Origin of the sequence: Epilithonimonas pallida (assembly GCF_900182975.1) — a bacterium.
In the GTDB taxonomy this organism is placed as follows: Bacteria; Bacteroidota; Bacteroidia; order Flavobacteriales; family Weeksellaceae; genus Epilithonimonas; species Epilithonimonas pallida.
Genome location: NZ_FXUO01000001.1, coordinates 479,046 through 493,050, shown reverse-complemented (window position 1 = coordinate 493,050; position 14,005 = coordinate 479,046). Strand labels below are relative to the sequence as shown.

Below are 14,005 nucleotides of genomic sequence, written 5' to 3'. Positions count from 1 at the left end.
CTAGTTATTTAATTGAGCGTACTGTTCCGCTGTTAACAAATTTTCGGTCTCTCTTAGGTCTTCAATTTCAATTTTCACCATCCAGCCATTATCAAACGGATTAGAATTTACAAGCGTTGGCTCTTTTAAAAGTTGCTCGTTGGTTTCAATTATTTTCCCTGAAAGAGGCATAAATAGGTCGCTGACGGTTTTAATAGCTTCCAAAGAACCAAATACTTCGTCTTGTTTAAAATTATGATTAACATTCGGTAGGTCAACATACACGATTTCGCCTAATTCATTTTGTGCCAATGCTGTAATACCGACAGTTGCAGTTTTGTTCTCAATAAGAACTGTTCTTTTGAATAATGAAGATCTTTTGGAAGTTCCATTTTTTAAATATTAAGGATTAATAGCCACGTCTTAGATTTTCTGCGTACTCGTTTGGAAGCGGACTGTCTTCCACTGCTTTTGCAGCCTTTTCAAAGTCATAATCAAAGCGAATGAATTCTACACTTATGCTTTCTCTGTTCAAAACAGAACTATTTTCATTGATCGTCAACATCACATAACCACCTCTTATATCATTGTCTTTTGGTTTTCCTACCGAACCTATATTTACAGCGTGACGAAAATGATCTTGTCCGTCAATACCGGAATTTAAAACCCTGTGATAAGGTTTGTGTGTATGTCCGAAACACATAATGTCGGCATCGGCCTGTTCCATCATACGAAGCATACTTTTTTCTTCACGGTCTTCGAAAAGATATTCATTTATTTTTCTCGGACTCCCGTGTACCAAAAGGAGATTTAGCTTGTCTTCGTTCAATTGAAATTCGACTTTGATATGCGCTGGAAGTGTGCGTAAATAAGAACGTTCATCATCTTTCATCAAAGAATTGGTAAAAGAAATGGAAATGTTTCCGTTGTCCTTCTCAGCATCTGTTTTGTAGGCGCAACCGCATTCATTACTCATTCTCCCAATGCCAAAATCGTAGTTGCCTGCAATAGTGGGTATTTTTCTTTTACGGATTTCATTGACCACTTCGTTTGGCCAGATATTGTAACCTACTAAATCTCCCAAGCAATAAATGCTGTCGGGATTTCTTTTTTCAACATCTGCAAAGAATGCTTCCAATGCAGGGAGGTTAGCGTGAATGTCGCTGAATAATGCAATTTTCATTTTATTTATTTTTAATGTTATCGGTAAACGGATTGCTTTTTAATTATAATCTTTATTAGATGGTATTTAAAATATAACCTAATAATGCACCTGCTAAAACGATGAACGCACTGTTGATCTTTTGGTATTTGAAAACAACACAAGCACTGATCAATGCAATAGTGATCGTTCGCCAATCTGTAATGGCTTCTTTACCCATTGTAAAGCAGACGGAAGCTATGATTGCTACAGAGGCTACATTGACAGCATCAAGAAAAGCCGATAAGCTTTTATATCTGCGTATCCTTTTCATTAGCGGATTGAGCAATGCAACGAAAATAAATGATGGTAGGAATATGGCAATAGTCATAAGTATGGCACCTGATAATCCATTGATCTGATAACCGATAAAGGTCACAGAAGAAAAGACAGGTCCCGGCGTGAACTGGCCCACTGCGATCGCATCCATTAATTGCTGTCTGGTGATCAGGCCTTTTGCAACCAATTCTGTATCGAGGAATGCAAATAACACATATCCGCTCCCATACAGTATTGAACCGATCTTCAGGAAGATCCAGAACAATTTGACATTTGTTTCTGAAAGAAAATCACTTTGACCGACCTTGAAAAATAATAAAGGAACAAAACCCTGCATAGTGTTGCCATTATTCCTGTTTTGAAACAAGAACACAAATATGGCTAAGAAGCCCGCACCAAACATCAGATAAATCTCGTTGATTCCCGATAAGGAACCTAATAATACAATCATACCGACCAAAGCCAGGAATACAGATTTGATTGATTTCTTTGCCAATGGATACACTGCGCCGATGATTACCGCAATGATTGCAGGCTTGATACCGTAAATAAGCGGTTGAACTTGAGGCAGCTGTCCATATTGATGATATAAAAAAGCGAATATTCCTGTGATCAAAACGGCGGGAAAAATAAAGCACAAGCCGGCTGCCAGCAGACCTTTCCATCCGCCTTTGTCATAGCCGATATGTATTGCCATTTCGGTACTGTTGGGGCCGGGGATAAGGTTGACAGCTCCTAGCAGATCAAGAAAATGCTGTTCGTCCATCCATTTTCTTTTGGCCACCACTTCATTCTGCATCATTGCGATGTGGGCGGCAGGACCGCCAAATCCGATAATACCCAGTTTGAGAAAGAGAAGAAAGATCTCTTTTGTACTGACCTTATTTTCCATCCGACATCAACATTTTATCGAATGACCAACAACCTCCACCCTTGATCAGCAAAAAAATACTTCCCAAAAGCATCGCCCAGTCGGTTCGGCTTCCGTGTAACATTTCCCAAAATCCTTTTTCTAGGTACACTTCTGTTTTGGTGGCAGCAAAAGCGACAAGCATAATGATGATTAAAGGAATGCTGGCTAACCTTGTAAGCAATCCCAGCAATACGAACGTCCCGCACAAAATCTCAAATGCCCCTACAAAATTCCCTAAAAATTCAGGGGTAGGAAATCCTATTCTTTCAAATCGGCTGGCACCTCGCAATGCAGGAAAGAGAAATTTTTGGATGCCTTCCGAAAGGAACACGGCGCCTACCATTAGACGAATTAAAATAGTGGTTTTGTTGTTGGCGGTAAAAAGTATTCTTTGAAACATAAAAACCTGTTTTTAACAACACCCGCTTTCTGGTGTACACGTATTAGTACTATTAACATTTAATTGCGCGAGATTCTTGTTGAGTTCTTCTGATGGAATTCCACAAGCGTCCTGTGCTAAACAAGCTGTAGTCTTATTTTTTAGAATAAATGTTTTTCCATTGAATTCTAGATCATATTTTCCAATCGTATCACTTTGATATTCAACTTCAATATCAAAATCCTCGATTCCTAATTTATCCTCGGAAAGTTTGATAATGTTGAGTAATTTGTTAGGCTTTAAACGGTGTTCAAAATCGTCTGCATTCCAAAGCTGAAAATTCACAACCTTTTCTGAGCGGATAACGCCACCACAATCGATAAAGTTTTTGGTAATCATTCCCACCTCTGTAACGTGGAAATGTTCCGGAACAAAAGTTCCATTTTCTAGTTGAAATTCAACATTGTCCAATTTTGGTAAAATTTCTTTTATGTCTGATAATTTCATAATTAAATGTTTATAGTTTAAATGCAATATTGCAATATATTAAGGTAAAAAAATGCTTAGCAGCACTTTGATTTGGTAACCGTTTGTACTATTGCGGAAAAATAAGTGTTTAGAATTTCGATGGTCTTTTCGTCTATACAGTAGCAGATAGCGTTTCCGGAAATGTTACCTTTTATAATCCCTGCATTTTTCAGTTCTTTCAAATGTTGGGAAACGGTTGGTTGAGCCAAAGGCAATTCGTTCACAATATCGCCGCAGATGCATTCATTGACTTTCATCAAATACTCAATTATCGCTATTCTGGCAGGATGCCCTAATGCTTTTGCAATAGTTGCAATTTGGTTTTGCTTGTCTGTAAAATGTTCTGTTTTAGTAGCTCCCATAATTGTTTTTTTAATATTGCAATATTACGATAAAAAAAATTAACCACCAAATATTTTATGCTGCTTAACCGCCAAAAGATTCCCTAAACCGCCATTCGATTAAAATATGTCCAAGACTCCGACACCTTTGCCTCATCAACCCACAGGGTGTGGGAGCAAGTAACAATTAATGTGTTTCAGTTATGGAAAAACAAAGAAAAAAAATACTGCTATCAGGGCTGACCTTTTTAGCTGTACTGGGAGCCTTTGCCCAAGGTAACGGCAGTGCCGGGATCAATGAGGCGACGCAGATGGTGACTTCTTATTTTGAGCCAGCCACACAGCTGATTTATGCCATCGGGGCGGTTGTCGGACTCATTGGAGGAGTAAAAGTTTACAACAAGTTCAGCAGTGGTGATCCCGATACGAGTAAGACTGCTGCCAGCTGGTTCGGTGCGTGTATCTTCCTTATCGTGGCAGCAACGATCCTACGTTCATTCTTCCTATAAATTTTGTTACTATGAATACATATCATATCAACAAAGGAATAGGAAGAACGGTTGAGTTCAAAGGATTAAAAGCACAATACCTATTTATTTTCGCTGGTGGCCTGCTAGGTCTGTTGATCTGCGTCATGATTATGTACATGGCGGGAGTCAATACTTATTTCTGTCTGGCATTCGGCGGAGTCAGTAGTGCATTATTAATCTGGCAAACCTTCTCAATGAATCGAAAATACGGCGAGCATGGCCTGATGAAACTAAGTGCCCAAAAAAAGCATCCCAAGTACATCATCAGCCGCAAATGCATCTACCGCTACCTGAAAAGTAACCGTCAAAAAGCTTCATTATGAGAAATACCTCCAAAGCCGCAACCTTAGAGAGTAAATTTCCACTGCTTGCGATAGAGAACGACTGTATTATTTCAAAAGATGCGGATGTTACGGTCTGCTTCAAGGTCAGACTTCCTGAACTCTTTACGATGGCATCAGCAGAATATGAAGCGATGCATTCGGCTTGGTTTAAGGCTGTCAAGACACTGCCTGATTATACGGTTGTTCATAAACAGGACTGGTTTATCAAAGAAAACTACAATCCGGATCTGTCCAGAGTAGACCAGAGTTTTCTGTCAAAATCTTTTGAAAGACATTTCAACGAGAGACCTTTTCTGAATCACTACTGCTATCTGTATATCACGAAGACCAGTAAAGAGAGAATGCGGATGCAGAGCAACTTCTCATCCCTATGCAAAGGCAAACTGATCCCAAAGGAGATCAAAGACAAAGAAGTGATGAGCCGCTTTTTGGAAGCTGTCGACCAGTTTGAAAGAATTATAAATGATAGCGGCTACGTCCATCTGGAACGGATAACCGAAGATGAGATCTCAGGAACTGAGGAACAATCTGGAATATTGGAGCAATACCTGACCCTGTCAAGAGATATCAATCCTTCATTGCAGGATATCAAACTCGGATCAGAAGAAATGCGTATCGGAAACAATAGGATAAGTATGCATACCTTATCCGATACCGAAGATCTGCCTGGTACTGTTTCTTCGCACAGCCGGTATGAAAAACTGAGTACCGACCGAAGTGACTGTCTGCTGTCCTTTGCCTCGCCGGTAGGACTTCTGTTGAGCTGCAATCACATTTACAATCAGTATCTGTTCATTGACGACAGCGATGAGAATCTATCCAAGTTTGAAAAATCCGCCAGAAACATGCATTCACTGGCTAGGTACAGCAGAGCCAATCAGATCAACAAAGAATGGATAGAGAAATACCTCAATGAAGCCCATTCGTATGGTCTCCAATCCATCCGAGCCCATTTCAATGTGATGACATGGTCTGATAATCCTTTAGAATTGAAACAGCTGAAGAATGATACAGGCAGTGCTTTAGCCTTGATGGAATGCAAACCACGCCACAATACGACGGACACAGCAACCTTGTATTGGGCAGGGATCCCGGGCAATGCAGGTGACTTTCCAAGTGAAGAAAGCTTTTATACGTTTATTGAACAGCCTTGTGTTTCTTCACGGAGGAAACCAATTATCAGGATTCACCATCACCATTCGGGATCAAGATGGCTGACCGGCTGACAGGAAAACCAATCCATCTGGATATCTCCGATCTTCCGATGAAACAGGGGATCATCACCAATCGGAACAAATTTATTTTGGGACCTTCAGGAAGTGGTAAATCCTTTTTCACCAACCATATGGTCAGACAGTATTACGAACAGGGAGCACACGTTCTTTTGGTCGATACCGGAAATTCTTACCAAGGATTATGCGAACTGATCAAAGGAAAAACGAAAGGAGAGGACGGCGTGTATTTTACCTATACCGAAGACAATCCGATTGCTTTCAATCCATTCTATACCGATGACGGCGTTTTTGATATTGAAAAAAGAGAAAGTATCAAGACCCTGATCCTCACTTTATGGAAAAGGGATGATGAACCACCAAGCCGTTCAGAAGAGGTTGCTTTGTCCAATGCGGTGAGCGGCTATATTGAACAGATCAGGAGCAAAAATTCCCATCCCTCGTTCAATGGTTTCTATGACTATGTGAAAGATGACTATCAGAAAGTTCTGGAACAAAAAAAGGTCAGGGAAAAAGACTTTGATATCGCCAACTTTCTCAACGTGTTGGAGCCTTATTACAAAGGCGGTGAATACGATTACCTGCTCAATTCAGAAAGGCAGCTGGATCTTTTGTCCAAACGATTCATTGTTTTTGAGATCGATGCCATCAAAGACCATAAGATCCTTTTCCCGATCGTAACCATCATCATAATGGAGGTCTTCATCAATAAGATGCGAAGACTGAAGGGAATCAGAAAACTCATATTGATTGAAGAAGCCTGGAAAGCGATCGCCAAGGAGGGGATGGCTGAGTACATCAAATACCTTTTCAAGACGGTCAGGAAATTTTTCGGGGAAGCCATCGTGGTGACCCAGGAAGTGGATGACATCATCCAGTCACCCATTGTCAAAGAAAGCATTATCAATAATTCAGACTGCAAGATCCTACTGGATCAGCGGAAGTATATGAACAAGTTCGATGATATCCAGGCAATGCTGGGTCTTACTGAAAAAGAAAAGTCACAAGTACTATCCATCAATATGAACAATGATCCTAAAAGACTTTACAAGGAAGTCTGGATCGGGCTGGGCGGAACGCATTCTGCGGTCTATGCCACGGAGGTTTCCACCGAGGAATATCTGGCTTACACCACTGAGGAGACAGAAAAAATGGAGGTGATGAACCTGGCCTCTGAACTGGACGGCAATGTGGAACATGCCATAAAAAGGATCTCTCTCAGGAGGATCAAATCTAACAAAGAAAATTAATCCAATCATTTAAAATTTTACAACAATGAAAAATTTGATCATTAAAACAGCAATGGTAGCCATTCTTGCTACAACAACATTCGTAAAGGCACAATTTGTAGTAACCGATCCGGCCAACCTGGCATCAGGCATTTTGAACTCCGCCAATGAGATCGTGCAGACCTCATCAACGGTTTCCAACGTTATCAAGAACTTCAACGAAGTAAAGAAGGTCTATGAACAGGGAAAGGAATATTATGACAAACTGAAGGCTGTCAACAACCTTGTCAAAGATGCCCGAAAAGTGCAGCAGACGGTTCTTCTCGTAGGAGATGTCTCAGAAATCTACGTCAACAATTTTGGGAAGATGCTCAACGATCCCAACTTCAATGCCCAGGAACTGACGGCCATTGCCAACGGTTATTCAGCCCTGCTTACGGAAAGTACAGAACTGCTGAAAGAGCTGAAAGAGATCATCACGGCCAATGGCCTTTCCATGAACGATAAGGAAAGAATGGACGTGATCGACAGGGTCTACAAAGAGGTCAAAGAGTATCATAACCTTGTAAGATACTATACGAACAAGAATATCTCTGTCAGCTATCTGAGAGCCAAAAAGCAGAACAATACCCAAAGGGTCTTGGATCTTTACGGCACCTCCAATCAAAAATACTGGTAAGATGGAACCGAATAACTTACACGAAGTACTTCGTTCGGTCTATGATGAGATGATGCCATTGTGTGCCGATATGGCTGCGGTAGCAAAAGGGGTTGCAGGATTAGGCGCACTGTTCTATGTAGCCATCAAGGTCTGGCAGTCATTAAGCCGTGCCGAACCGATCGACCTCTTTCCAATGCTCAGACCCTTTGCTATTGGTATCTGTATAATGTTCTTTTCGACATTGGTATTGGGAAGCATCAATGCAGTGCTGAGCCCGATCGTTCAGGGAAGTCATTCGATGCTGGAAGATCAGGTTTTGGATCTGAACGAATTGCAACAGAAAAAAGACCTTCTGGAACGGGAAGCGATGCTCAGGAATCCTGAGATGGCCTATCTGATCTCGGATGAAGAATTCGATAAAAAGTTGGAAGAGCTGGGATGGTCGCCCTCTGACCTGGTCACAATGTCAGGAATGTATATTGAAAGGGAGATGTTTGCTATCAAAAAGGATATCAGAGACGGTTTCCGTGAATTTCTAGAGATTCTTTTCCAATCAGCTGCTTTGGTCATTGATACGATCAGAACCTTTTTTCTCATCGTACTGTCTATTTTGGGACCCATTGCTTTTGCCATCTCTGTGTGGGATGGTTTCCAGACTACACTGACCCAATGGCTCACCAGATACATCAGTGTTTATCTATGGTTACCAGTTGCGGATATTTTCAGTTCGATCCTGGCCAAAATACAATCGCTCATTTTGGAGCGGGACATTGAGATGCTGGCAGATCCGAACTTCATTCCTGATACATCTAACACGGTTTACATCATCTATATGATCATCGGGATTATCGGATATTTTACGATTCCAACCGTTACCGGATGGGTCATTCAGGCAGGAGGTGCCGGTAACTTTATGCGCAATGTCAACCAGACCGCCACCAAATCCGGCAATATTGCAGGGGCAGCAGCGGGTTCTGCGACAGGTAATATCTCAGGCAGATTATTAAAATAAAAATACGATCCAATGGAATTTAAAACTTTAAGAAATATAGAGAGCAGCTTCAAGCAGATCCGCTTATTCACCTTTGTTTTTGCGGTGCTCTGCTTTGCAGTAGTGGGAGTTGTCGTTTTCAAGTCCTATCAATTTGCAGAAGATCAGCGCCAGAAGATCTACGTGTTGGACAACGGCAAATCACTGATGGTCGCCCTGTCTCAGGATATGTCGATCAACAGGCCTGTAGAAGCAAGGGAGCATGTAAGGCGTTTTCACGAACTGTTCTTTACCGTGGCACCGGATAAAAATGCCATTGAAAGCAACGTTAAAAGGGCCTTTAATCTGGCAGACCAGTCTGCATTCGATTACTACAAAGACCTGCAGGAGAAAGGCTATTACAACCGGATCATCTCAGGGAATATCCAGCAGAGGGTAGAGGTTGACAGTGTCGTTGCCAACTTCGACAGCTATCCTTATTCCGTAAAAACGTACGCAAGACAATTCATTATCCGATCCAGCAATCTGACGACACGAAGTTTGATCACCAATTGTTCATTAGTGAACTCTGTGCGGTCAGACAGCAATCCCCAGGGATTTACGATTGAAAAATTCAACGTCGTTGAAAACAAAGACATTGAAACTGTTGAACGTTAAAAGTTAGAACAATGAAAAAAATAAGGGATAAAATAGAGCGCCAGATTTTGCATGCAGACCGAAAATGGAAAGAGCTCCCGGCGAAACGCCAGAGGTTATTCACCAAGCTGTTTTTAGCAGGATACTGTATTCTCACAATATTGGTGTTGATCAGCATCTTTACCACAACAGCAAATGATAATAACAGCATGTCGATCAGTCATATAACGACCATATCTGATCACACTGCTATGAAAAGACAGTCACACGATAACAAAACGGGTTCAACCCTTAAAAAATAGGACAATGAAAGATTCAAATAAAATCAAGGTCACGGAGGGCGAATCGCAGGAACAGGAAAGAGAAGCAGAAGGTCTGCAGAAATTTCCAGTGGAACGATTTAAAAAGCCGATCATTTATTTTCTGATGGCTGTTGTCTGTGCCGGATGCCTCTACCTCATCTTTAAACCAAACGATAATAAGGTCATAGAAGAATCAGGCTTCAATGCGGGGATACCGCAGGCAAAGGAAGACCAGTTACAATCTGATAAACAGAAAGCCTATGAGCAACAATTGCTGGAGCAAAGAAATGAAGAGAAAAGAAATGCGATGACCACCTTGTCTGATTACTGGACTGACCAAAACAGCCTTAACCAAAATTCTGATCAGACTTCATTGACTGCTAATTCGAATAGTTTGTCACCATCAAATCCGAGTGCAGTTAACAGCTATCGCAATGCGCAGCAGACATTAGGTTCCTTCTACAGCAGGGATGATCAGGAAGTGAATAATCTTAGGAAAGAAATATCCAGATTAAAGAATGAAGCTTTGCAGAACAATGCTGTTCCTGCAGGTCTTGGGGTCAATGACCAATTGGAGCTGATGGAAAAATCCTACCAAATGGCTGCGAAATACCTTCCCCAAAATAATAAACAGGAAGATCCTATATCAAGAGAAGAGGATGTGAAGCAGCCTTCTGGAAATAAAGTACAGCTCACAGCAGTAAAATCAGCTCACTTAAATATTGTCTCTTCTTTATACAGAGAGCCATCGGACAGCGCCTTTATGGCTGGTCTGAATGATAATAGAATGTTCGGAACTCAGGATGAAACCAATGATTCAAAACAATCAAAAAATGCGATCAAAGGTCTTGTACAAGAGTCAATGACGATGACCAATGAAAGTACATTATCGATCAGACTCTTGGAAAGTATGCTTCTGGCTCATACCAAAATTCCTGCAGGAACCTTACTAAAAGCAAACGGCAAATTTCAGGGTGGGAGACTGCAATTGAAAATTTCGTCGATAGAATATCAAGGTAGCATTTATCCTGTAGAGATCAATGTTCATGACAATGATGGTCAGCTTGGTCTATATGTTCCTTATTCACCGGAGCAAAATGCTGTGACCGACATTGTGGGCAGTATGGGGCAAACTTCTGGTACCAATATTATGATGACGCAGTCGGCAGGTCAGCAGATCGCGGCGGATTTAAGCAGAGGCGTGTTGCAGGGGTTGTCCGGTTATTTCCAGAAGCGGGTCAGACAACAAAAAGTAAAGGTAAAAGCGGGCCATCAGGTTTTGCTTGTGCCAAAAAAATAACCCATTAAAAAATAAGAAAATGAATAAAATAAAAAGGAATTATCTCACTACAGTCGTATTTCTGCTTTTGACAGTAAGAGCACTAGCGCAGGATTCTATCTTTACATATCTTCCATTAGAACAGGCTAGATTACAGCCCTATAAAATGCAGGTAACGTACAATAAAACCTCGCACCTGCTTTTTCCTTCTCCAATCCGATATGTTGACCTGGGGAGTGACCTGCTGGTCGCCAATAAGGCAGAACCTGTTGGAAATGTTCTTCGGATCAAATCGGCAGTCAGGGACTTCGAAGAAGAAACCAATTTTTCGGTGATCACCGAAGACGGAAAGTTCTACAGCTTCGATGTGTTTTACAGTTCATATCCTGACGCACTCAGCTATGACCTTTTAAAGATGCAGAGAAGCCATGAGCGCCAGTATATTGCGGATGTCCTGTTTGAAGATATCAGAGGAAGTTCGTCCTCTCTTACGGAATTGATTATGGAAAACCTGTATGAAAAAAGCAGCAAGACCATCAAACACATATCGTCCAGAAGCTACGGCATCCAGTTTTCAGTCCGGGCACTGCACGTCAATGACAGCAAATTCTTTTTCACCTTGGAGGTTAAAAACAGTAGTAACGTGTCATACGAAATTGACCTGGTAAATTTCAAAATTATCGATAAAAAGAATTTAAAAAGAATGGTCGTTCAGGATAAAATCTTAGAGCCGATTAGGGTATATTTTCCAACAATGACAGCTTCTCATCATTCTGAAATATCAGGAGTTTATTTATTGGATCAGTTTACCCTTCTGAAAGATCAGGTCTTGGAAATTGAAATTCTGGAAAAGAATGGGGGAAGGCATCAGAAGGTTCAGCTTGACAATAAAGACCTGATTCAAGCCAGGCTGATCAACGGTTTAAACATAAAAACGAACTAAGATGAACAAGATATTTTTAGCCATCATCTTTATTACTATGATGAGTATAGAAACTCTGGCTCAGCAAATGATCCCTAATCAAAAAGGATTCGAAATTTCATATTCAGTATTTCCACAATCTCCTGAAAAGCAAAATTACGCTTTAGGTGCAGGTGTTATTTCTTACACCAAAAACGGTAATTACCTCTTCGGATTGGCCGAATACAGCAGAAAGTATTACGAGTATGTCCATTACGATATTCCGATTGATACCTTCCTTTTCAATGGGGGGTACAGTCTCTATGTGTGGGGAGATCTGATGCGGAATGTCAATTTCAATCTTAGTTTAGGAGGCCTTGCAGGTTATGAGCAGATCAATAGGGGAAATGAAACGATCTATGATGGCTCTATTATTAATGCAACCGAGAATTTTATTTATGGTGCAAGTGGTAAACTGTCTTTAGAAAGTTATCTGACAGACCATTTGGTTTTTTTGGTCAATGGGCAGCTGCGCTATTTGCAGAAAAGTCAGCTCGGTGAGTTTCACGCTTTGTTTGGTTTCGGAATACGATTTAATTTTTAAAAAAGCTTGTAAAATGAAAAATGTAATCAACAAAAAGATCTTGCAACTATTTAAGTATTCAATGGCAATTTTCTTAGTTAGTTTTGTATTTAATTCCTGTCAGGACAGCGATCTGGAAATTCGGCACGACTTTCCTTTTGAAGTTCAAATAATGCCAGTTCCTGGTAAAATAGCTGAGAATGAAACGGTAGAAATTCGCATTTCACTATTGACTTCTTCGAACTTTAATGGAACAATGTACAGTGTTAGGTATTTTCAATATGAAGGAGCTGGTCAACTTCAATATTACAGCGATCCACCATATCTACCGAATGACGAGTATCCATTGAAGCAAAAACAATTCAGACTTTACTATACATCTAAATCTTCCGAATCTCATCTGTTTAGTATTTGGATAAAGGATAGTTTTGGAAATGAAAGAAAGGTAGATTTTGAATTTGACAATGCATCTTAAAATTTCTAATTGTCTTCTAGCGGCTTGGTTTTGTACCAAGCCGCTTTTTGATGAGGACATTGAAAGCAAAATCAGATCAGGATTAGACTGAGTGAAGTCTCAACACCATTTTACAGGAGATTGCAAATAAAAATGAATTATTTGGGATCTAAAAAAAGACTATCGGGGTTTATCTACAATGTCATTTCACATTCTTTAAAACTAAAACTGACTGATTGCAGCTTCTGTGATCTTTTTGCAGGAACAGGAATAGTGGGAAACTATTTCCATGACAAAGTTAAAAGTATCATTTACAATGATAGGGAGTACTATAGCTTTGTTATTAACAGTGCCTTCTTTAGCAACGTATCAGAAGAGAAATACCGGGGAATGCTTGCGGAATTAAATCAATTAGATGGCAGGGAAGGATTTATATTTAATCAATATTCGGAATGCGGAACAGCTGGTCGGTTATATTTTTCATCCGAAAACGGTCAAAAAATAGATGCCATAAGGATGGATATTGAACGACGATTTCAAAGTTTTGAGATAGATCAGGATTTCTATATCCTTTTATTGGCTACCTTGTTAAAAGCGGTTGATAAAGTTGCTAACACAGCCTCCGTGTACTGCGCTTACCTAAAGGTACTAAAAATAACTGCCAACAAGAACTTACAATTACTTCCGCTCAAAAGAACGTCACTACCGCATCCGGACTGTCAAATATTTAATATGGACAGCAGCGAATTAATTACCCAAGTGAAAGGTGACATCCTGTATTTGGATCCTCCTTATAATGGTAGAGAATATGGTTCTTATTATCATTTGTTGAATACCATCGCTTTGTATGATATCGATTTTGAGCCTCGGGGAAAGGCTGGTTTGAGATCCTACAAAACATCAAAGTTCTGTTTAAGATCAGAGGCTGAAAATGGGATGTTTGATCTTTTACAAAAATGCGATTTTCAGCATATTTTCTTAAGTTACAATAATGAAGGATTTATTTCATATCCTATTATTAAGGAGATGATGAATGGTTTGGGAACCTATAGTTGTTCAACAATTGAATACAAGCGATTTCAAAGTAAGCAAGCAATGGGTACTGGAAGAACAATAGAATACCTTCATCATTTAATAAAACATTAAATCTACACGGGCTCACAACTTTTATGAAGCAGGGAGGTTTTGTGAGGCATAACATAAGAGTTGTATCCCTTCTTTTTGCGAAAAGACGTTTCCGACC

General features: G+C 40.3%; 17 protein-coding genes and 1 pseudogene. 12 read left to right on the top strand and 6 right to left on the bottom strand.

Annotated features, from left to right (window positions below; translation table 11 throughout):
• The 6 genes from QOL71_RS02130 to QOL71_RS02105 form a co-directional block, all read right to left on the bottom strand.
• Nucleotides 1-291 (bottom strand): glycine cleavage system protein H, encoded by a 291-nt coding sequence (locus QOL71_RS02130; protein ID WP_346772088.1) that lies wholly within the window; start codon nt 289-291, stop codon nt 1-3.
• A 97-nt stretch (nt 292-388) separates the two neighbouring features.
• Nucleotides 389-1,162 (bottom strand): metallophosphoesterase family protein, encoded by a 774-nt coding sequence (locus QOL71_RS02125; protein ID WP_283415334.1) that lies wholly within the window; start codon nt 1,160-1,162, stop codon nt 389-391.
• Nucleotides 1,163-1,217: 55 nt separating this feature from the next.
• Nucleotides 1,218-2,351: a chromate efflux transporter gene (chrA, locus tag QOL71_RS02120; RefSeq protein WP_283415333.1), complete on the bottom strand. Its 1,134-nt coding sequence runs from the start codon at nt 2,349-2,351 to the stop codon at nt 1,218-1,220.
• A complete protein-coding gene (locus QOL71_RS02115) occupies nt 2,341-2,772 on the bottom strand; it encodes a DoxX family protein (protein ID WP_283415332.1) in 432 nt (143 codons plus the stop codon). The genes chrA and QOL71_RS02115 overlap by 11 nt, the downstream gene beginning before the upstream one ends.
• A gap of 12 nt (nt 2,773-2,784) precedes the next feature.
• Nucleotides 2,785-3,258 (bottom strand): DUF6428 family protein, encoded by a 474-nt coding sequence (locus tag QOL71_RS02110; protein ID WP_283415331.1) that lies wholly within the window; start codon nt 3,256-3,258, stop codon nt 2,785-2,787.
• A 56-nt stretch (nt 3,259-3,314) separates the two neighbouring features.
• Entirely contained in the window at nt 3,315-3,641 is a 327-nt protein-coding gene (locus QOL71_RS02105; protein WP_002981116.1) for an ArsR/SmtB family transcription factor, read from the bottom strand.
• A 182-nt stretch (nt 3,642-3,823) separates the two neighbouring features.
• On the opposite strand from QOL71_RS02105, the gene QOL71_RS02100 reads away from it, so the two are divergent.
• From QOL71_RS02100 to QOL71_RS02045, 12 genes and pseudogenes are all read left to right on the top strand, one after another.
• Nucleotides 3,824-4,129, top strand: coding sequence for a DUF4134 domain-containing protein (locus tag QOL71_RS02100; RefSeq protein ID WP_283415330.1), 306 nt, complete (start codon nt 3,824-3,826; stop codon nt 4,127-4,129).
• 11 nt (nt 4,130-4,140) lie between these two features.
• Nucleotides 4,141-4,473 (top strand): DUF4133 domain-containing protein, encoded by a 333-nt coding sequence (locus tag QOL71_RS02095; RefSeq protein WP_283415329.1) that lies wholly within the window; start codon nt 4,141-4,143, stop codon nt 4,471-4,473.
• Nucleotides 4,470-6,976 (top strand): annotated as a pseudogene (locus QOL71_RS02090) (TraG family conjugative transposon ATPase). The gene QOL71_RS02095 and the pseudogene QOL71_RS02090 overlap by 4 nt, the downstream one beginning before the upstream one ends.
• A gap of 25 nt (nt 6,977-7,001) precedes the next feature.
• Complete coding sequence (locus QOL71_RS02085; protein ID WP_283415328.1) at nt 7,002-7,634, top strand: DUF4141 domain-containing protein; 633 nt, start codon at nt 7,002-7,004, stop codon at nt 7,632-7,634.
• Nucleotide 7,635: 1 nt separating this feature from the next.
• Entirely contained in the window at nt 7,636-8,628 is a 993-nt protein-coding gene (gene traJ, locus QOL71_RS02080; RefSeq protein WP_283415327.1) for a conjugative transposon protein TraJ, read from the top strand.
• A 12-nt stretch (nt 8,629-8,640) separates the two neighbouring features.
• Nucleotides 8,641-9,264, top strand: a complete 624-nt coding sequence (gene traK / locus QOL71_RS02075) for a conjugative transposon protein TraK (RefSeq protein ID WP_283415326.1) — start codon at nt 8,641-8,643, stop codon at nt 9,262-9,264.
• Between the two features lie 11 nt (nt 9,265-9,275).
• Nucleotides 9,276-9,545 carry a hypothetical protein gene (locus QOL71_RS02070; protein ID WP_283415325.1) on the top strand — a complete coding sequence of 90 codons (270 nt, stop codon included), beginning with the start codon at nt 9,276-9,278 and terminating at the stop codon, nt 9,543-9,545.
• A 4-nt stretch (nt 9,546-9,549) separates the two neighbouring features.
• Nucleotides 9,550-10,845 carry a conjugative transposon protein TraM gene (gene traM, locus QOL71_RS02065; protein ID WP_283415324.1) on the top strand — a complete coding sequence of 432 codons (1,296 nt, stop codon included), beginning with the start codon at nt 9,550-9,552 and terminating at the stop codon, nt 10,843-10,845.
• A 19-nt stretch (nt 10,846-10,864) separates the two neighbouring features.
• The gene (gene traN, locus QOL71_RS02060) at nt 10,865-11,767 is read left to right on the top strand and encodes a conjugative transposon protein TraN (protein ID WP_283415323.1); all 903 of its coding nucleotides are present in this window, start codon (nt 10,865-10,867) and stop codon (nt 11,765-11,767) included.
• 1 nt (nt 11,768) lies between these two features.
• Nucleotides 11,769-12,329, top strand: coding sequence for a conjugal transfer protein TraO (locus QOL71_RS02055; RefSeq protein WP_283415322.1), 561 nt, complete (start codon nt 11,769-11,771; stop codon nt 12,327-12,329).
• A gap of 61 nt (nt 12,330-12,390) precedes the next feature.
• Nucleotides 12,391-12,783: a TraQ conjugal transfer family protein gene (locus QOL71_RS02050; RefSeq protein ID WP_283415321.1), complete on the top strand. Its 393-nt coding sequence runs from the start codon at nt 12,391-12,393 to the stop codon at nt 12,781-12,783.
• Between the two features lie 132 nt (nt 12,784-12,915).
• Complete coding sequence (locus QOL71_RS02045; protein ID WP_273077217.1) at nt 12,916-13,908, top strand: DNA adenine methylase; 993 nt, start codon at nt 12,916-12,918, stop codon at nt 13,906-13,908.
• The last annotated feature ends 97 nt before the right edge of the window (nt 13,909-14,005 follow it).

Bases quoted from the DNA above. Each gene is read 5' to 3' on its own strand.
- QOL71_RS02115 (WP_283415332.1), bottom strand. From the start codon at position 2,772: ATGTTTCAAAGAATACTTTTTACCGCCAACAACAAAACCACTATTTTA.
- chrA (WP_283415333.1), bottom strand. From the start codon at position 2,351: ATGGAAAATAAGGTCAGTACAAAAGAGATCTTTCTTCTCTTTCTCAAA.
- QOL71_RS02095 (WP_283415329.1), top strand. From the start codon at position 4,141: ATGAATACATATCATATCAACAAAGGAATAGGAAGAACGGTTGAGTTC.
- QOL71_RS02100 (WP_283415330.1), top strand. From the start codon at position 3,824: ATGGAAAAACAAAGAAAAAAAATACTGCTATCAGGGCTGACCTTTTTA.
- traM (WP_283415324.1), top strand. From the start codon at position 9,550: ATGAAAGATTCAAATAAAATCAAGGTCACGGAGGGCGAATCGCAGGAA.
- QOL71_RS02070 (WP_283415325.1), top strand. From the start codon at position 9,276: ATGAAAAAAATAAGGGATAAAATAGAGCGCCAGATTTTGCATGCAGAC.
- QOL71_RS02085 (WP_283415328.1), top strand. From the start codon at position 7,002: ATGAAAAATTTGATCATTAAAACAGCAATGGTAGCCATTCTTGCTACA.
- QOL71_RS02050 (WP_283415321.1), top strand. From the start codon at position 12,391: ATGGCAATTTTCTTAGTTAGTTTTGTATTTAATTCCTGTCAGGACAGC.
- QOL71_RS02055 (WP_283415322.1), top strand. From the start codon at position 11,769: ATGAACAAGATATTTTTAGCCATCATCTTTATTACTATGATGAGTATA.
- QOL71_RS02045 (WP_273077217.1), top strand. From the start codon at position 12,916: ATGAATTATTTGGGATCTAAAAAAAGACTATCGGGGTTTATCTACAAT.
- traN (WP_283415323.1), top strand. From the start codon at position 10,865: ATGAATAAAATAAAAAGGAATTATCTCACTACAGTCGTATTTCTGCTT.
- QOL71_RS02105 (WP_002981116.1), bottom strand. From the start codon at position 3,641: ATGGGAGCTACTAAAACAGAACATTTTACAGACAAGCAAAACCAAATT.
- QOL71_RS02125 (WP_283415334.1), bottom strand. From the start codon at position 1,162: ATGAAAATTGCATTATTCAGCGACATTCACGCTAACCTCCCTGCATTG.
- QOL71_RS02110 (WP_283415331.1), bottom strand. From the start codon at position 3,258: ATGAAATTATCAGACATAAAAGAAATTTTACCAAAATTGGACAATGTT.
- traK (WP_283415326.1), top strand. From the start codon at position 8,641: ATGGAATTTAAAACTTTAAGAAATATAGAGAGCAGCTTCAAGCAGATC.
- traJ (WP_283415327.1), top strand. From the start codon at position 7,636: ATGGAACCGAATAACTTACACGAAGTACTTCGTTCGGTCTATGATGAG.